This is a genomic window from Megasphaera cerevisiae DSM 20462, assembly GCF_001045675.1.
Classification (GTDB): Bacteria; Bacillota; Negativicutes; order Veillonellales; family Megasphaeraceae; genus Megasphaera; species Megasphaera cerevisiae.
The window spans coordinates 1-17,314 of sequence record NZ_LEKT01000063.1 but is presented as its reverse complement, the minus strand read 5'-3'; the positions used below and the strand labels follow the sequence as shown (position 1 = coordinate 17,314).

The window sequence follows — 17,314 nt, the reverse complement described above, 5'->3', positions numbered from 1 at the left end:
AAGATAGGACCGAACACGTCCTTCAGCGCTATCTGCATGTCTTCCTGCGTCTTCGGCTGGTATTGTTCCATGATGAGCTTGGCGATTGCCTGGCCTTTCTCACTCGGGTTTCTACGTTTCTTCATCAGTGCTGTACTCAATTCCTTTCAACCTGCTTTCTGATAGTGTACCGCACCTCGACAAAAAAATGAAGTGCGTAAGTTAGTAAATTGGTTACCGGTAACTTACACACTTCATTTTACACTCCCGAAAATCTTTTTTTATACCTTCAGCAGTGTTATTTTACTATTGCTTCTGCAAAGCAGCAATTACTGCCTTTGTTGCTTCCCCATCATTTTGCGCAATAATATCCAAGAATACCAAATCATCCTTTCCTGTATTTGATAATCCGTGAGACTGTCCGGGACGGGCAATCGTAATATCTCCCGGGCCTACGAGCGTAGATTTTCCCGTCCCATCTGTGAAAGTGCCCTGCCCGGAAATGATGATATATGAATCTTCATTATTTTGGTGCTTGTGCGTACCAATAGAAGCGCCGGGCTTCAAGGTCATCCAGCCAATCTCTTTAATGGCTTGATCGGGCGCAGCCATATCGCGGGTAAATGAAAATTTTCCGTATAGTGTTCCCTGCCCGCCGGCAACATCCTGTTTGTTTAACGTAATTAAATGATCTCTTGTAAAGCATTGTGTGTCCTGCTGCGCGGCAGCAAACACGGTAGTTCCCATTACAGAGAAACATACTGCGCCAGCAATAAAGAAATTTTTTTCCAATGACATAGGCAATACCTTCTTTCGCATAATAGTATCATTATTATAGCATATTTTAATTAGTAATTATATATTTCAAGGTATGTCAGGATCTATTTTCTGCCTATATTTTTTTACTTCAATCGAGTAAGCGGCTGATCATTATTGATCAGCCGCCCTCTCACACCACGGTACGTACCGTTACAGCGGTACAACTACATAAATATTTCTTGCGTAACCGCTCGTACAGAATCATCGATTCATGACCATCGAGATTCCCGGCAGGCCAGTTTCTCCGTCTGCTTTGGAAATTTACCTGCAATACGCCGTTTTTAGGGTGTATGTCCCCGCGTACAATTGTTGAATCAAGTTATCCTACTATTTTTTCAGCCAAAGAAACTCTTCGATGACGGTCATACCGGTTATTCCCGGCGCTCCCTGATTACACTTCATAGTGCCTCTTTTCGGCTAACGCTTCCTGCTACCGATCGCATAGCGGAACTTGCACCCATCAAGTTGTTTTTTATTATCAACGTACATTGCAATTTATTACTGTTTCGTCTCTGTCATATTCTCTGCTTCATCCTCTGGATGTCCGCTGATTTTTTGTGGCAGCACCAGAGAAAGTGCTACACAGAAAAGAACCGGAACCAGCCATCCCTGCCCACTTTCTCCTAATGGCAGGGCGATAATAAAGGAGTGCGCCCATTCCCATCCAGTAAACTGATTCAAAATATCAATGACAGCAAGCACTGCTGCAGCGGCTACCGTCAATCGCATGCCAGGACGGGATAATCGCACAAATTTATTTACAATAATAAGTAGTACAACGGAAATAGCAATCGGATAGATAAAAAGCAATGCCGGAAGGGATATTTTAATAATTTCATTTAGGCCCAAATTGGCCACTGCCAAGCTAAGTAAAGAACAAATCGTAACATATGATTTATAGGATATAACTGGAAATTCTTGATAAAAAAATTCTGCCACAGACGTAATCAACCCGACAGTCGTCGTAAAGCATGTAACGATAACCATGACCGCCAAAAAAGCCACGCCGACAGGGCCAAATATGCTGTAGGAGGCCTGCGTAAGTACATAAGCGCCTATATTGACAGATGGGTCATGATACACAGACTGCGGAATTGGAAAATGGTTGCCCAGCAATCCCAGACCGATATATAAAACGGACATAAGAACAGCAACAGAAGCTCCGGCAGCCCAGACACTGGTATAATATTCTTTCATAGAAGAAAACCCAAGCTGTTTTAATGTATTCAAAGCAATAATGCAAAAAGCAAATGCAGCCAGCGTATCTACTGTATTATACCCTTCAATAAAACCACTTCCTAAAGCAGCTTCTGCATATTTTCCAATGGGGGCTGTCAAATGCGGAATAGTAGCAAGTGTTGCTCCTAATATGCACAGCACGATGATCATAACGGCAAATATGGGAGTCAGTACTTTACCAACACGGGATAACAATTTAGAAGGTGTAATAGACAACCACCACGCAAAAGCAAAATATAAAACCGTATATACTGCCAGCTGCAGAGTACCGTTGCCAGTAACAGGAAGAATACCGACAGAGAAAGAAACGGTAGCCGTCCGGGGAATTGCCATAAAAGGTCCGATAGATAAATAGATGAGTACCAGCATAATCAGGGAAAACAACGGCGAAATCTTGCGATTCATTTCTGAACGAAAGCCACCGGGGTTAAACGTGCCTACAATTAATGCAATAACCGGCATACCAACAGCAGTAATAAGAAAGCCAATAATGGCGGCCGTAAATTGAGGCCCTGCCTGAAACCCCAGTGATGGCGGAAAAATAAGATTTCCAGCTCCAAAGAAAATACCAAACAACAATAAACCAACCTGCATTCCTTTTCGTAACATATGAAAAAACTCCTTTCAAACGTATCTTATATAAAAAACATAGTGCTTATATAGTAAAGACGCGGCTTTGATATTTTTAATTATCAGTCATTAATAGTTTTTTGTTATGGCATTGCATGATAAGCAGCATTTGTATATGTATTCCAACGCGGTCCTTGAGCTGATGTTAGTCATCAAGGAAATATCTGCTGAAATACCTTTTTTTCTATAGCAGGCGTTATGAAAAAACGTACAGTATTTCCCTGAATTCTTTAATGTAAAATCTTTTTCAGACAATCGCACTATAGTGGTGCACTTGTCAAGACAAAAAATCAGACATTTTATAATGAACCTAATAATTCAGGCTACAGCCTCTGCATCATCTAGCAGCATTGCCGGGAAGTAAGCTTTTGCCGGTTGAATGTTGCCAATAGCTGAGTGGCAGCGTTGAAAATTGTATGTTTTGATGTAGTTCTTAATAGCTTTTCGTGCTTCCTTAATATTGTTATATTGTGTCAAATAAGCCTCCTCATATTTAAATGTACGAAACCACCGTTCAATCATAATGTTATCGGCCCAACGGCTTTTGCCATCCATACTCTGCCGGATATGGTTCTGCTTTATGAAATCAATGTAACTGTTGCTGGTAAATTGACTTCCTTGATCCGAGTTTAAAATGAGTGGTTTAGCTACTTTAAAAGCCTTTTTAAGTGCCGTAATGACCATTCTGGTATCAAGCGTGTCATCAACCTCCCATCCCACAATACAGCGGCTGTACCAGTCGATTACAGCAGTAAGATACAAAAAGCCATGTTGAATTGGGATATAAGTAATATCGATTGACCATGCCTGGTTAGGACGATTAATAACAGCACTCTTCAACAGGTATGGAAAAACCGTAGCTTTTTGTTGCCGTTTTAACAGATTCATTTTAGGATAGATAGCACCAATGCCCATTTCCATCATATAGCGGCTTGCTTTACGGCGGCCAACAGGGTAGCCATTATTCTTAAGCTGATATGATATCTGTCGAGCACCCCAAGCTGGGTTGTCCGTGTGCAAATGATCAATGATATCCTTACAAGCAAGTTCCTCTTCTGATACGGGTGAAGTGTGATAGTAAATACTTGTACGGTTGATATCAAGCAACTTCGCACCTGTTTTTACAGATAGTTTTTTAGTCTTCAAAAGGTTTCGGACTATATTGGTTCTCGTAGTCAGGTCCGAGCAATTCTTCAGATTTTTTTTTCAACCAGTCCACCTGCATGGTGAGCTGGCCGACCTTCTTGGCATAGGCTATCTTCTCTTTGCGTTCAACTGCGAGCTTTTCTTTTAAGTTTTCCTCACGTGAATCGTCAAAAACAATACTGGCTTTGTCGAGAAATTCTTTCTTCCAATTGCGAAGAAGATTGGGCTGGATTTTATTTTCTGTTGCTATTGTATTTAAATCTTTCTCTCCTTTTAATAGCTCAAGGACTAGTTCTGACTTTAATTTGGCTGAGAAATTTCTTCTTGTACGCGACATATAATGAACCTTCTTTCTATGCTTTCTCCAGTATAGCAGATTCATTATAAACGTGTTCAAAATATGTCTTAATTTATGATATCATTATACACATTGTTTTCTGCAGTCGCAAATTAAGTATAACACGTTTGTAAATTGAAACAATCTGTTATTGAATATATTTATTGTAATTTTTACAAATAGTCATTTATGTCCGATTCAACACAAACGATTTTTCTCCGGCACGACACATAACCCAGCAGTAAAATTCATGCCGTATTGATATTCCATATACCATGATTACGTTCATGTCCGAGACAATACATGAATCATACTTGGCTATTTAATTGTTTATATTCAGACCACCGACGTAATTGCTTATTTATTATTCTATACGTTTCTTCATTTAAATATATATCCGTATGAAGCGCATCCTCAATTTCATGCGTTACCACCATATAGGTTCCATTGATTTTACGGCAAGCTTCCACAATACCGGGAATATCCCGCGTGCCATACAGTATCAATATTGGTTTATTTTTAGACACATTCCATTCAGGTACTGTCTGAAATATATTTAAAAAGTCTTCTGATGTATTGTATCGAACTTTATAAGCGCGTAAACTTTTTAAATTATCACGAGCCGGTGGTCCAAATCGACCGGCTATAGCTGGAGAAATACCGATTACATAATCTGCGTCACTTACTAATGCAATTCTCCCACCTAATGAATGCCCTACGGCAGTCACCTTTCCAAAGCGGCGGCAATAGGTAATAGCCGCATTAACATCGGACACTATGCCTTGATCTAATAGATTTGCATGCTGGCCATGTCCGCGAAGGTCTATCGTACATACAGCTAATCCCTTCTCGGCAATTCGCCAAGCCATTCCCAACTGTTCTTCCTTGCATCCGCCGTATCCATGGATGACTACAGCTGCGCCCTTGGGAGCAGCTGGTTCGATCATGATAGCGGGAATTTCCACATTGCCATTTTTTATATCATACCTATATGTATTCATATTTTTCTCCTCTGCAATATCCCATATCAATCCGCATATATCCTAAAAAACAAGTAACCAAATACGAGAATAAATACATGCAAAATACCTTTTAGTATTACATATTTTATCAAAAAAATGCCGCAATATATAATAAATGAGATAAAAAGCATTTATCACATATGCGGCATAGCTGCTAATTTTTACAATCACACGGATAATTCTATATAGGAAGCATTAAAAAACAATTTTTCACCGTGACCAATCTTATAAGGAGAGGAAATAGTGTCCGCCTCTGTTGGAATTACAGGTACTTCATTCATTCCATAGGCTTTTGCATATGCATCAGGAGTATCGCCGGCCCCCAGACCGGAAACGGTAAAATGCCGGGAACTGCCCTTATACAATCGGATTGCAACTACCATATTACCTTTAAAAATAACGGCAAAGGAAGTATCATCATATTCCCAGCGTTCGGTATCTCCCTCTTGAATTGCACGAACCGCCTTAGTATTGTGCAGAAGAAAATCAGCCTGGGTCATCCCAAGATAAATACCATCTACGGATTCATTATATTCCGGATGAATAGAACGCCGTAATATCATTTTATCATCAATCATGAGATATTGATGCACATCATTGCCAAACAAATTCATCTTCAAATTGCGCTTGCCATCGGCTTCCGCAATTTGAAATGTACCGGTTCGCGGATAATCATACGTACATCCCTGGGCTTCCAGAACCTTACAGCCGTTAATGCTCCCATCCTGAATTGACATAGTAAGCGTGCCTTTGGTACTATACCAGTCTCCCTCAGCCGGTGCCAGCCATTCTTGAATCATATCCTGATTTTCACCAGGTGTTTCCTGGGCAAAACAATTAATAAATAATGACATAATAAAAACAAAACATAATAAAAATAAAAACAGCATTTTTTTCAAAATAGGTCTCTCCTCGTATTGGATTTATTTCCAAACGCTTATTATACGCTTACACTCCGCAGAAAACAACCACTAAAACAGTATCCGGCCGCACAAAATAGAGTTTCATATTCTGGTCGTATAAAACACGCATAATTACAAGTTGAAATAGATTTTTCTTTATACTATAATACAGGTTAACAGCGCATAATCACAAAAAAATCAACTGATCCAATCACAGTGAATACTATATATTCGTATCGTACTTCAAATATCAAAAAGTACGTTTAATTTATATCCTGCAAAGTGAGAAACATATATTATGACACATCAAAATTTTATAAAATTGGGAGCTATGACTTGTCTTTTAATACTTTTTTCTTCTATAGAACTTTTCGTTCCCGGCTTTTATCATACATTGATTACCTTGCTACATGACAGAGATATTCAAGGAATTACTGCCTATATTGCCTCTTTTGGCTACAAGGCTATGGCCATTACTGTGCTTATTATTATCATCACGAATATGACAGGGCTCCCATCCATTGAAGTATTAACCGTCAGTGGACACATCTTTGGTCTTGTCCCAGGAATTATTCTTTGCTGGATCGGTGAAACACTGGGTACGGTCATCGCCTTCTGGGTCATTCGCCTGCTTTTCAGAAATAAAGCAATGGAATTCATCAAAAAAAACAAAACCTTTGAAAAACTGGATTCGTATAGTAATTTCAAGGAAATGCTTATTGCCCGTCTGATCCCATTTGCACCTAATGTACTCATTACTACACTCGGCGCTCTCAGCCATCTCTCCTTTCGTGATCATTTTTGGGCTACCATTATCGGAAAGCTTCCATCAGTTGCCCTTGAAGTATGGATTGGGTATGACTTGATCAATATAGCATCAGGTGATAGCAGAGGGATCCTCGCATTGGTTTTAACAGCGGCAATTCTGTTTGCTTTTTACATATACAAGCGTAAAAAAGCCTGAAAAATATATCACCTGTTCTGGAGATGAATTAATGAAAAAGCAAGCACACGCATGGATAGAAATCACAGAAAAAACATTGGGTACCTATCTTGATTTTTCTGTAAACACAAATCCTTTGGGCATACCTTCTGCCGTTATACAAAATCTTTCCCAGCTGGCTCAGGTTGCCGGTCATTATCCGGATCCGGATTGCCGTATACTCTCTACTGCTCTGGCAGATGCATATGACATTCCAGCCTCGGCCTTGCTTTGCGGCAATGGTGCCGAAGATCTGCTATACCGTCTGATCGGTGCAGTCATGCCTCAAAACGCGCTTATCATTGAACCTACTTTTGAAGAATATCGCCGCGTGTTAACTCTGTCCGGCTGCCAAATACAGACGTATCAATTATGTCCGGAAAAACAATTTCTGCTTGATGAGAAAATTTTATCGGTCATTGATGACAGTCTGGATATGCTCTTTCTCTGCAATCCCAATAATCCGACAGGAAATCTGGTGTCTTCGTACCTTCTTGATGAAATCATTGACAAATGCCAGAAAAATAATATTCTGCTTGCGGCAGACGAATGCTTCTTAGAATTTATACCAGACTGGAACCATCATACACTGAAACACCGCGCTGCGGCTTCTCATCATCTGATCGTCGTGGATGCATTCACCAAAACGTATGCGCTGGCAGGATTCCGACTGGGTTTCTGTATTTCTGGCAATGCGGCTTTGCTCCGCAGCATGAAAACACAGGGGCCTGAGTTTGCTGTATCCGTCCCGGCACAATTAGCAGGTATCAGTGCGCTGGAAGATACTTCATATATGCAGCGCACTGCAGCCTTTCTGGCCGCAGAACGTGACTGGTTATTTTCACAGCTTCATGCACTCCCTATTCAGATCTGGCCATCGCAGGGAAACTATTTGTTATTTCGGACATCATGTCCCCATATCCGGGAAGCACTCCTGAAGCAGGGGATTACAGTGCGGGATTGCTCCCGTTTTTATGGACTGGGGCCGGATTATTGCCGGATTTCCATCAAACACCGTGAAGAAAATGAGATACTCGTCCGCGTTTTACAGGATATTCTTACCTAATCTATCTCTTTTACGGAATACAGCAGAATGGCTGCCCTCAGAAATATTACAAATACGATATGCCATACTAAAAAAGTATCCGTGGCCACGAAAAATACCGTAACCGCCGGATACTTTTTTTATTCAACCCGGCAAGCCGATACATGCATGCGTATGAACTGCTGCTATGATGCGTCTCACGCCCTCTGCCAAAACAGAACGCGGCATGGCCAGGTTTAAACGGATAAACCCGTCCGCATTACCAACAAAAAGTGGATTACCGCCTTCTAACAGGACACCTGCTTGCTCTGCAAAAAATGCTGGAATATCCTCTATGTTTTTTAAGTATGGACGCATATCTATCCATGCTAAATATGTTGATTCCGGAATCGTGAAGCCACAAGCCGGAAGCTGCTTGTAAAGTATATTTTGTAAATATAGGAAGTTGCCATCCAGATATGCCTTCAACTGTTCCAGCCAAGGAGCCCCTTCGGTATACGCTGCCTGATGTGCTGCCAAGGAAAGAGAGTTAACACTGCCGTTATTTTTATCACGGGCCTTAAATAGCTTACGCAGTGCCGTATCGCGGATAATAATCGTTGAAAGCATGAGGCCTGCCAGATTAAAGGTCTTGCTTGCCGACATACAGGTAATCAGTTTATGGTAGTCAGGCATTATCTTTCCCATCGGTATGTGTGTGTGACCCTGACGGAGCAGGTCACAGTGAATTTCATCGCTGATAATCCACAACCCATGCTTTTCAACAATAGCAGCCACACGTTTTAATTCAGTTTCTGACCAAATGCGGCCAGAAGGATTATGCGGATTACACCAGATAAGCAGCTTCATTTTTGGATCAGCAGCTTTCTTTTCAAAATCCTCAAAATCGATATGAAAATGGTTCTTCTCGATCTTCAGCGGAGAATATATCTCCATTTTGCGGCTATACTCTGCAGCATATTTAAAATGACCGTAGGCAGGTGTCGTAATCATCACTTTTTCATCATCCCGCACTAAATCTGCCACCAATTCATATAAAGCAGGAACAACCCCCGCCGAAAACACCATTTCATTTTTAAGAAATGTCCAGCCATATTGAGTATTGCACCAGTGTGAAAATGCTTGATAATAGTCGTCATCGAAAACTGCAGTATACCCGAAAATTTTTCTGTCTACACGCCGTTTAATCGCTTCGCGTATTTCCGGAGCCGCAGCAAATTCCATATCAGCAACCCACATCCGTATAAATGCCTCATCGGTAAAGGGAAACTTTTTTTCTGGACCAGCATGAAAAATATAACTTCGAAAGCCGTCTGTGTTCAATGCGTTAGTATGTTGTCTATCAATTATCTCATCAAAATCATATTGCATCCCATACGCACTCCTTTTTAGGCCTTAAATATTCGGCCTTTTTACATACTTTCCCGAAGAATGTTTTCGACTTCTTCGGGCGTCAGTTTTCGATATCCGCCATTAAGAATAAAGGTTCCCTTCACAATACCGGACAACATCGCCTCCGTTACTCCTAATTCACCCAAATGCAGAACGAGACCAAGCTTTTTCATATATGCCTCCATAGCAGTCAGCCCTTCTGCGGCTATTTGTTCATCTGACTTGCCTTGGGTGTCCACATTCCACACCTGGACAGCGTATCGCTTGAATTTAGGCAGGCCATCTTTCATAATGCAGCGATAATACGGCATAGATACAGCGGCCAAGGTCATGCCGTGCGTTGCATCTGTATAAGCCCCTACTGCCTGTCCCAGCATATGGACCATCCAATCGGTGGATTTCCCCTTTGCTACAAAGGTATTCAGCGCCCATGTGGCAATCCACATAATATTGCTTCGCGCCTCGTAATCCTGTGGTTTTTCTATGGCCGCAAGAGAACTATGTATCAGAGATTTCAACAATCCTTCCATTACATAATCAGAAGTATTATCATCTGTACCGGAAAAATATTGTTCCAAAATATGTGACATAATATCATAAAATCCTGCTACCATCTGATACTGCGGAAGCGTATACGTCATCTTGGGATTCATAATCGCAAATTTCGGAAATACTGACTCGCCAAATACACGTCCGATTTTCAATTTTGTCTGCGTATTGGTAATAACCGCTCCGCCGTTCATTTCACTGCCCGTTCCAACCATTGTCAGTACAACACCTACAGGTATAACAGGATTATTGATTCGTCTCATTTTCAAGTAATATCGTTCCCAGGGATCACTCTCACAATGCACGGAAACAGATAATGCCTTTGCATAATCTATAACAGATCCCCCGCCTACAGCCAGAATAAAATCAATCTTTTTTTTACGTGCCAGTTCCATGCCTTCATATAATTTGTCTACAGTTGGATTGGGCATTACCCCTGGCAGCTCCGTAATTTTCTTTCCCGACTGCTTCAGAATTGCCGTTATTTCGACATAAAGGCCATTTCGTTTTATGGATCCGCCGCCGTAAACTAAAAGAACCTGCGGTCCATAATTTTCCAACTCCCCAGACAGACGATCCAGCGCCTGTTCACCAAAATATAATTTTGTAGGGTTGCAGTAGGTAAAATTTCCTAACATAGTCTATTCCTCCATCCTAATAAAACGCAAATATGTATTAATATAATATATACCCTGGCGTGAACTATAATGCAAGTTTTTTTTTATTTCAAAAGAAAAAACAGCAGTCTGCCCTGCATTTCATGATGGCAAACCGCTGTTTTTCCTATGAATATCGTATTCTTCTGGGATGCTCCATGAGTTCACTTAAATCTTCCATTTCCTCCAAAACGGAGTTTTCATCAACAACAATATCAAAATTGATCATAATATGATTTTGTCCCAAGACGAGGCGAAGTGTCCCTTCGACAGCAACTTTATCCGTTTTAAAAAAGAAAAGCGCCAAAACCTCATGCGTTCCGTCAGAGTCATAGGTATCTGCCTCTATTTCTGCATTCGCTAACAGACGCAGTTGTGTTTCCTCCGAAAGCTCTCCCCAGCGCAATCCAGCCAAATTTCGATGTGCCATGTCATATCCTTTCTCTTCCATGATACTATTTATAGGCTACCATAAAAATACGGTCTTCGCAATATAAACGGTTTTTCATCATGAAAAGGCTGCGAAATATTACACGGCTTTTACGCCTCAACCGTGCTCTCGCATATCTGCCCGCCGCATACAAAGCAGCGGATACGGCCGGCCCTGTTCATCGTGCAGCAAACGACGACAGACAATAAATCCCATGCGTTCATAAAAAGCCAACGCCTGCGGGTTTTGTTCGTTGACCGCCACCTTATTGATGCCAAACACAGTAATGCCATACAAAAGAAGCTGCCTGCCCCAGCCTTGTCTTCTGTAGGCTGCAGAAATAAAGAGCATTTCCAATTTTTTATTCTCTATCCCCATAAAAGCCTCTGGCACAGTTATATCATTCACAGCAACCACGAGATGCTCAACTGTTTGCAAAGCGCTGGGAATCTCTGCTTTAATCTTATCAATTTCAATATCAGATAAAAAGAAATGAGAGGCCCTGACAGAATCCTCCCACACTGCAGTCAAACGCTCCACAAGGACTTCACTTCTGTCCGTTATCTCCTGTATTCTCATGCATATCTCCCTTTTTGCCATACGCAGCCGTTTCCTCCCACAGCAAAATCTTCTCACCGCATGCCTGACGGAGTCGAATATTCTCCCGGCCCCAGCGACACATGATATCTACGATCTGATTGGCGGTCTTCCCGTAGGCCGTCACATAGTATTCTACCTTCGGCGGCATTTGGTCATATACGGTTCGGCCTACAATACCATCTTTTTCCAATTCCCGCAGCTGTTGTATCAATACCTTCTGTGATATTCCTGGAATCAATCGCTGCAGCTCACCGGTTCGTTTTATTCCATCCATCAGCAAGCAAACCAGCAACGCTTTCCATTTCCCACCTAATATTTCCAGTGTTGCTTCTATGCCTAAACGATATTGCTTCATTACATATCCCTCCCATTTTCATTATATTATACCTTAAATACCTTGAAAATACGCACTTGAAAGTAAGTAAACAGGAACTTCTTTGTGTGTATTTACTTTTTTACGACATTCTATGATAATGGATACATCCTAAATAGATCTATATATCAAATAGAAAGGTAGCGGTAACATGAAAACGTTGATTATCACAGCACATCCTGATTTAGAAAAATCCAGAGTAAATAAACGCTGGAACCAGGAATTAGCAGCATATCCAGACAGAATTCAGATACACGAGCTCTACAAAGAATATCCCGCTTGGAGTATTGACGTCGCAAAAGAACAAAAATTGTTAGAAACACATGATCATATTATTTTCCAATTTCCCCTGTATTGGTACAGCTATCCGCCGCTGTTAAAAAAATGGCTGGATGATGTATTTACGCACGGCTGGGCCTATGGATCCCAAGGTCACAGTCTGGAAGGAAAACGTTTTGGCCTTGCCCTTTCCATTGGAGATAAGAAAAAAAACTACACTCACGCTGGCGCTATTGGTTTTACTGTCGACGAACTATTAGCTCCTTTTAAAGCTTCTGCCACTCATGTGGGCGCTGTGATGTTGCCCTATTTTGCATTTTTCGGCTCTTCTTTTCAGGCAACAGACGCTGACGTAGAACAAAGTGCAAAAGATTATGCAGCCTATGTGTTATTTCATTACTAATATAAAAAATACGCACATAAAAAGGAAGCCCCTTATGCTCTGCAAAATCGTCCGGCAGAAGGGGTTGCGTTTAAAAGATACTAAACCACAAAATAAAATTATGTATATATACTATCGGAACACGTTACTGATACAAAACAATCCGATAGCACCACTTATTTTGCATTAATTGTCCATATGTAGATTATATTTCTGCAAATCGATCTTCTGTACTATCTGTATTCCATATATATTCAATATGATTGGCAATGTCCTGCGCTTTTATTTCTCCAAACCGGTCCTTTATAAATCCCAGGGTCATATCCATTCCAGCAGATACGCCAGAAGATGTATAAAATTTTCCATCCACGACCCAGCGGGCTTTTTCGATCCAAATCACCTGTTTTGCTATACTTTTCACCCATCCCAAGGCCTGTTTATTAGATGTCGCCTGCTTCCCATCCAACACGCCTGCTTTTCCCAATACAGCGGAACCCGTGCATATAGATAAGCAAAAAGCTGCACTGACCGCAATTTTTCCGATAATACGAATAGCCTCCTTATCATCAACAAGACGACGCGTCCCCATGCCACCGGGAATCACCAGTATCCCATATGGATTAGCCTGCTCAATAGGTTCTGTCACCACCTGAACGCCCTGTGCGTTCGCTACGATACCGCCTGTCAAGGAATAGTAATGCAAGGTATATGTCTGTATCTGTCCTAAAATCTCAACAGGTCCAAATATATCCAGCGTTTCAAATCCTTCAAACAAAAAGAGATTCACGTGCTGTTCCTTTTTGCCACGAAAATAGACAGACAAACATTCGTCACTGATACCGGCAATCACATGACTCTGCGTACTGTTCATTGCATTCCCTCCTTGCACCATATAAACTCAATCAACAAAAAAATATCTGGAAATCCTATCATTGTTTTATTTATTATTCTAAATCGTGTAAATTATACCATAAAAGGACTTGTAAAATCAGCCGATTCTAGTATAATAATATTGTTATGGGGATGTAGCTCAGCTGGGAGAGCGTACGGTTCGCATCCGTGAGGTCGAGGGTTCAATCCCCTTCATCTCCACCATATACAAAAAAACTGCCGTACTAAAAAAGTATGGCAGTTTTTTTTTGTATATGAAAATTTATTTCAACAGCTCTTTTTCTTTAATAAAATCGGATACCATATCGGCAGCTGTCGCCGTGATTTTAATACATTGCTTACGATATTCCGGCGTACCGAAGCTCAATCGATTTAATGCCCGACAACAGGTGGTTCCAAAATGAGTCTTAAATCTGGCATGAAATTCATTAGTATACTGATAAATATCCGGCAATGGTTTTTCGGCAGGATCCACTCTGCCAACCAATGCGCCGATAATAAGGCAGGCACCGCTCAAGGCGCCGCAGACACAGCCGGAACGACCAATACCGCCGCCCATTCCAGACGCCATACGGATTGCTTCATCTGGTAAATGTAAATTCATGCTTTCATTACAGGCCTTAATAACCGATTCCACACAATTATTGCCTTGCATATGATACTGCTCAGCTAATTTATATTCTTTTTCCATAATAAGAAAACCTCCCCACTACTATTTTCATTACATTATAACATGGAAGCAATATGGAGCAACTATTTTTATAAAAGCTCAAAGAAGATATTGCTCTACTGCTTTATGCCACATAAATTCCGATTATATACTAATGAACATCTTTATTCCTCTAAAATCGCATCCACAATTGCATGTATATGAATTTTCATCGTATCTATGCAAGATACCGGGCTGACAGCATCATGTAAAATGAGCGGCAATTCTGTACATCCCAAGATGACAGCTTCTATCCTGTTTTCCTCTTTCATCCGTAAAATAATACGCTGCAAAACACCCAGCGTATCCTGCTTTACAATACCAAGTTCTAATTCGGAAGCTATTTTGGCATTGACAAAATCCATTTCGGAATCGTCAGGAGTTATAATCTGGATATTCTTTTCAGCAAATGGCTTTTTAAAGAAATTCTCCCGCATCGTAAAAACAGTACCCAAGAGGCCAACCGTTCTCAGCTTTCTGCGTTCTGCCTCCAGACATGAAGCTTCTACAATACTGATCAGTGGGATAGGAGATTGCTCCTGTAATCTGTTAAAAATTATATGAGGCGTATTGGCTGATAATGCGGCAAAGTCTGCACCGCTTTTTACAAGATTGTGAATCGCCTGCATCAAATATGCTGTCAATTCATCATATTTTTTCTCACTGCACAGATGCAGCACTTCAAATACATCCACACTTTCAATTGTCAAATTAGGAAAAAAATGCTTTCCGGACTTTTGCTGCACACCATACACAATATCATGATAATAAGGAATCGTAGATTCAGGACCCATCCCGCCAACCAATCCAAGTTTTTTCATGCTGACACCTCCCTTGCATAGTATACTACTAATTACAATAAAAAAAAGACTGCGTATCGCTGTGCCCCAAAATCGTTAGATTTTCAGGTCTAACTGTTAGGGGGCAGTTCATATTAATACGCAGCCTTTTTTTATTTCCAAAAATGTAAGTATCTAATTTTGCATCAGCTTATTTTATTACCATTCGTTGTCATTTTAAACCGCAGTCCCAATAATTCCGCAGCCCTTCGGCACATAAGCATACGCTGAAGAAAGATTTCAAAGTAATCGATCATGGAGCACATGGTTTCATCAAGTTCTATTTCCAAAACGATCGCCTTTTTTTCCAAATCGATTTTCAATTTAGAAGATTTGGCCGCATAATTGACTTGGTCATGCTTATCAAAAGTAGCTTTGATTTTATTGCGGACACGATTTCTGCGAACGTCTGTTTTGTCCGCCAGAATGACGGCAGCCGATACAGGATCAACAGCCGTGCCGCTGGCTTCATCGTGCTGCCCGACAGCGGTAATAATAACCGCAATATCCTCCGGTGGAACATCCCAATCCCTAAGCAGCTGAAAAACCATCAAAGCACCGCTGTGCGCATGATCCATCCGATTGATACTGTTCCCTATATCATGCATATAACCGGCTACTTTAGCCAGTTCAACAATATGTTCGCTATAGCCCAGCTTTTTTAAAATTTTACCGGCCGTATATGCCACCTTAGCGGCATGTTTTTTAGAATGTTCCGTATATCCCATCACTCCCAATACTGCATTTCCCTGTTCAATATATATATTTAGTTCTTCTGAATGCTTCACTACTTCATAAGTAATTTTTTTCATACGTTCCAATGTGTATCAGGGAAGCCATTCTGTTCCAGTTTTTCTGAATACAGGCTTCCTTTCCTTTCTTATTTTATAATCGCTGAATAGCGTCCATCGCCAATTCAGATCGTTCACATTCATCGGTCATCATGGTAATCTGAAAACACAACGGACTGCCCTTCATGTTTTCCGAAGCATAGCTTAATCCATTTGTTCGTTCATCTAAAAAAGGCTTGTCAATTTGGTTCGGGTCACCTAGCAAAATAATTTTTGTTCCCTTGCCAGCGCGGGTAATAATCCCTTTTATCTGATTAGGTGTCATATTCTGCGCTTCATCAATGATAAGGTAGGTTTTGATAAAAGACCGGCCGCGGATAAAATTCAAGGCTTCTGTCTGGATAATATTTCGTTCAAAAATTTCATCTATTTTTCCCTTCAGCTCTATTTCATCCTGATATCGTTCTTCTTCATTGGCATCAATAAGCTGCTCTAAATTATCCATAATAGGACGCATAAGAGGTGATATTTTTTCCTGTTCATCACCGGGTAAAAAGCCAATATCCGTATCAAACTGCGCATTAGGCCGGCAAATCAGTATTCTTCGGTATTCGCCGGTCGGATGATTGAGAATTTTCTCCAAACCTACGGCTAACGAGTAAAAGGTCTTGGCCGTCCCAGCCTGCCCTTTGACAATCACTAAGGGAGCTTCTTCCGCCGGCTTCATGAGAGCTTCCTGGAGAAAATACTGTCCTGAATTTTTCGGTTTAATCCCATACGGTAAACTTTTATTATATTCCAACGGGACGATCTTCTGTCCTTTTACCCGTCCTAAATGCGTTTTCCGCAAGGATTGATCTGCCTTCAGAATAACAAATTCATTTTCCTCCAGCTCCGGCTGCCTGCGCTTTCCTTCTGCATCAGACTGGTACAGGTCCGTCACCATGATTCCTTTTTTTTTGAAATCTTTAAATGTATCCTCTGATACATAGCATTGAATTCTGCCGGTATACTGTTTTTCTTCGGGGATCACTTGTTCTGTACTGAAATCCTGGGCCTCGATTCCCAGAATTTGAGGGTTTGTCAAGTTAAGTGTGTAAGTTTTTTTAGGTATCATAAAAGAAGATGCGTTACCAGTGATTGCTGGCTTTAAAATTTCTCGTATTTCAGGATACGAGCTTGCAGCTTATCATCCATAGCCAACTGGTTTCTGACCATCGCCCAGTTCTGGATATGATGCCCTTCCCACTTGGCATAGAGTTCCTTTACCCTGAGATAGAGAACCTTGAAGACAGATTCCTCGCTGGAGAACGAGCCCTTCT

Annotated in this window: 19 protein-coding genes and 1 tRNA gene; 4 read left to right on the top strand and 16 right to left on the bottom strand. The window is 41.0% G+C overall.

The annotated features are described in order from the left end of the window. Positions 1-285: 285 nt before the first annotated feature. From AB840_RS13515 to AB840_RS13490, 6 genes are all read right to left on the bottom strand, one after another. A complete protein-coding gene (locus tag AB840_RS13515; RefSeq protein ID WP_078791822.1) occupies positions 286-777 on the bottom strand; it encodes a cupin domain-containing protein in 492 nt (163 codons plus the stop codon). 519 nt (positions 778-1,296) lie between these two features. Next, the gene (gene brnQ, locus AB840_RS13510) at positions 1,297-2,646 is read right to left on the bottom strand and encodes a branched-chain amino acid transport system II carrier protein (RefSeq protein ID WP_048515372.1); all 1,350 of its coding nucleotides are present in this window, start codon (positions 2,644-2,646) and stop codon (positions 1,297-1,299) included. Positions 2,647-2,985: 339 nt separating this feature from the next. After that, positions 2,986-3,774 carry an IS3 family transposase gene (locus AB840_RS13505; protein ID WP_201775883.1) on the bottom strand — a complete coding sequence of 263 codons (789 nt, stop codon included), beginning with the start codon at positions 3,772-3,774 and terminating at the stop codon, positions 2,986-2,988. A 28-nt stretch (positions 3,775-3,802) separates the two neighbouring features. Next, entirely contained in the window at positions 3,803-4,150 is a 348-nt protein-coding gene (locus AB840_RS17635; RefSeq protein WP_048515370.1) for a transposase, read from the bottom strand. A gap of 308 nt (positions 4,151-4,458) precedes the next feature. Further along, on the bottom strand, positions 4,459-5,151 hold the full coding sequence (locus AB840_RS13495) for an alpha/beta hydrolase (RefSeq protein ID WP_048515369.1): 693 nt from the start codon (positions 5,149-5,151) through the stop codon (positions 4,459-4,461). Positions 5,152-5,339: 188 nt separating this feature from the next. Further along, positions 5,340-6,071, bottom strand: coding sequence for a hypothetical protein (locus tag AB840_RS13490; protein ID WP_048515368.1), 732 nt, complete (start codon positions 6,069-6,071; stop codon positions 5,340-5,342). A 301-nt stretch (positions 6,072-6,372) separates the two neighbouring features. Here AB840_RS13490 and AB840_RS13485 point away from each other — a divergent pair, with 301 nt between their 5' ends. Together AB840_RS13485 and AB840_RS13480 are read left to right on the top strand one after the other, a co-directional pair. Beyond that, a complete protein-coding gene (locus AB840_RS13485; RefSeq protein WP_048515367.1) occupies positions 6,373-7,038 on the top strand; it encodes a TVP38/TMEM64 family protein in 666 nt (221 codons plus the stop codon). 31 nt (positions 7,039-7,069) lie between these two features. Continuing rightward, positions 7,070-8,122 (top strand): pyridoxal phosphate-dependent aminotransferase, encoded by a 1,053-nt coding sequence (locus tag AB840_RS13480; RefSeq protein ID WP_048515366.1) that lies wholly within the window; start codon positions 7,070-7,072, stop codon positions 8,120-8,122. A gap of 123 nt (positions 8,123-8,245) precedes the next feature. On the opposite strand, the gene AB840_RS13475 is transcribed toward AB840_RS13480, so the two are convergent. The 5 genes from AB840_RS13475 to AB840_RS13455 all read right to left on the bottom strand — a co-directional run bounded on the left by AB840_RS13475 (position 8,246) and on the right by AB840_RS13455 (position 12,083). Next, a complete protein-coding gene (locus tag AB840_RS13475) occupies positions 8,246-9,472 on the bottom strand; it encodes a MalY/PatB family protein (RefSeq protein WP_048515365.1) in 1,227 nt (408 codons plus the stop codon). Between the two features lie 41 nt (positions 9,473-9,513). Further along, positions 9,514-10,680 (bottom strand): iron-containing alcohol dehydrogenase, encoded by a 1,167-nt coding sequence (locus AB840_RS13470; protein WP_048515364.1) that lies wholly within the window; start codon positions 10,678-10,680, stop codon positions 9,514-9,516. A gap of 145 nt (positions 10,681-10,825) precedes the next feature. After that, positions 10,826-11,128: a hypothetical protein gene (locus AB840_RS13465; protein WP_048515363.1), complete on the bottom strand. Its 303-nt coding sequence runs from the start codon at positions 11,126-11,128 to the stop codon at positions 10,826-10,828. Positions 11,129-11,245: 117 nt separating this feature from the next. Further along, a complete protein-coding gene (locus AB840_RS13460) occupies positions 11,246-11,707 on the bottom strand; it encodes a GNAT family N-acetyltransferase (protein ID WP_048515362.1) in 462 nt (153 codons plus the stop codon). Further along, a complete protein-coding gene (locus tag AB840_RS13455) occupies positions 11,676-12,083 on the bottom strand; it encodes a winged helix-turn-helix transcriptional regulator (RefSeq protein WP_048515361.1) in 408 nt (135 codons plus the stop codon). Before AB840_RS13455 ends, AB840_RS13460 begins: the two co-directional genes overlap by 32 nt. A 169-nt stretch (positions 12,084-12,252) precedes the next feature. Here AB840_RS13455 and AB840_RS13450 point away from each other — a divergent pair, with 169 nt between their 5' ends. Further along, the gene (locus AB840_RS13450) at positions 12,253-12,783 is read left to right on the top strand and encodes an NAD(P)H-dependent oxidoreductase (RefSeq protein WP_048515360.1); all 531 of its coding nucleotides are present in this window, start codon (positions 12,253-12,255) and stop codon (positions 12,781-12,783) included. A 184-nt stretch (positions 12,784-12,967) separates the two neighbouring features. Here the strand turns inward: AB840_RS13450 and AB840_RS13445 are convergent, their stop codons facing one another. Beyond that, a complete protein-coding gene (locus tag AB840_RS13445) occupies positions 12,968-13,633 on the bottom strand; it encodes a DJ-1/PfpI family protein (RefSeq protein WP_078791823.1) in 666 nt (221 codons plus the stop codon). 148 nt (positions 13,634-13,781) lie between these two features. Between AB840_RS13445 and AB840_RS13440 the strand changes: the two genes are divergently transcribed. Further along, positions 13,782-13,857, top strand: a tRNA-Ala gene (locus AB840_RS13440). A 58-nt stretch (positions 13,858-13,915) separates the two neighbouring features. On the opposite strand, the gene AB840_RS13435 is transcribed toward AB840_RS13440, so the two are convergent. From AB840_RS13435 to AB840_RS13420, 4 genes are all read right to left on the bottom strand, one after another. Beyond that, positions 13,916-14,344 (bottom strand): C-GCAxxG-C-C family protein, encoded by a 429-nt coding sequence (locus tag AB840_RS13435; RefSeq protein WP_048515359.1) that lies wholly within the window; start codon positions 14,342-14,344, stop codon positions 13,916-13,918. A gap of 143 nt (positions 14,345-14,487) precedes the next feature. Further along, positions 14,488-15,183, bottom strand: a complete 696-nt coding sequence (locus tag AB840_RS13430; protein WP_048515358.1) for an aspartate/glutamate racemase family protein — start codon at positions 15,181-15,183, stop codon at positions 14,488-14,490. Positions 15,184-15,347: 164 nt separating this feature from the next. Then, on the bottom strand, positions 15,348-16,013 hold the full coding sequence (locus AB840_RS13425) for an HD domain-containing protein (RefSeq protein WP_048515357.1): 666 nt from the start codon (positions 16,011-16,013) through the stop codon (positions 15,348-15,350). Positions 16,014-16,086: 73 nt separating this feature from the next. Continuing rightward, entirely contained in the window at positions 16,087-17,109 is a 1,023-nt protein-coding gene (locus AB840_RS13420; protein WP_078791824.1) for a PhoH family protein, read from the bottom strand. Positions 17,110-17,314 lie beyond the last annotated feature (205 nt).

Coding starts and splice junctions, on each gene's coding strand:
- AB840_RS13515 (WP_078791822.1), bottom strand. CDS start 777: ATGTCATTGGAAAAAAATTTCTTTATTGCTGGCGCAGTATGTTTCTCT.
- brnQ (WP_048515372.1), bottom strand. CDS start 2,646: ATGTTACGAAAAGGAATGCAGGTTGGTTTATTGTTGTTTGGTATTTTC.
- AB840_RS17635 (WP_048515370.1), bottom strand. CDS start 4,150: ATGTCGCGTACAAGAAGAAATTTCTCAGCCAAATTAAAGTCAGAACTA.
- AB840_RS13495 (WP_048515369.1), bottom strand. CDS start 5,151: ATGAATACATATAGGTATGATATAAAAAATGGCAATGTGGAAATTCCC.
- AB840_RS13485 (WP_048515367.1), top strand. CDS start 6,373: ATGACACATCAAAATTTTATAAAATTGGGAGCTATGACTTGTCTTTTA.
- AB840_RS13480 (WP_048515366.1), top strand. CDS start 7,070: ATGAAAAAGCAAGCACACGCATGGATAGAAATCACAGAAAAAACATTG.
- AB840_RS13475 (WP_048515365.1), bottom strand. CDS start 9,472: ATGCAATATGATTTTGATGAGATAATTGATAGACAACATACTAACGCA.
- AB840_RS13470 (WP_048515364.1), bottom strand. CDS start 10,680: ATGTTAGGAAATTTTACCTACTGCAACCCTACAAAATTATATTTTGGT.
- AB840_RS13465 (WP_048515363.1), bottom strand. CDS start 11,128: ATGGCACATCGAAATTTGGCTGGATTGCGCTGGGGAGAGCTTTCGGAG.
- AB840_RS13460 (WP_048515362.1), bottom strand. CDS start 11,707: ATGAGAATACAGGAGATAACGGACAGAAGTGAAGTCCTTGTGGAGCGT.
- AB840_RS13455 (WP_048515361.1), bottom strand. CDS start 12,083: ATGAAGCAATATCGTTTAGGCATAGAAGCAACACTGGAAATATTAGGT.
- AB840_RS13450 (WP_048515360.1), top strand. CDS start 12,253: ATGAAAACGTTGATTATCACAGCACATCCTGATTTAGAAAAATCCAGA.
- AB840_RS13445 (WP_078791823.1), bottom strand. CDS start 13,633: ATGAACAGTACGCAGAGTCATGTGATTGCCGGTATCAGTGACGAATGT.
- AB840_RS13435 (WP_048515359.1), bottom strand. CDS start 14,344: ATGGAAAAAGAATATAAATTAGCTGAGCAGTATCATATGCAAGGCAAT.
- AB840_RS13430 (WP_048515358.1), bottom strand. CDS start 15,183: ATGAAAAAACTTGGATTGGTTGGCGGGATGGGTCCTGAATCTACGATT.
- AB840_RS13425 (WP_048515357.1), bottom strand. CDS start 16,013: ATGAAAAAAATTACTTATGAAGTAGTGAAGCATTCAGAAGAACTAAAT.
- AB840_RS13420 (WP_078791824.1), bottom strand. CDS start 17,109: ATGATACCTAAAAAAACTTACACACTTAACTTGACAAACCCTCAAATT.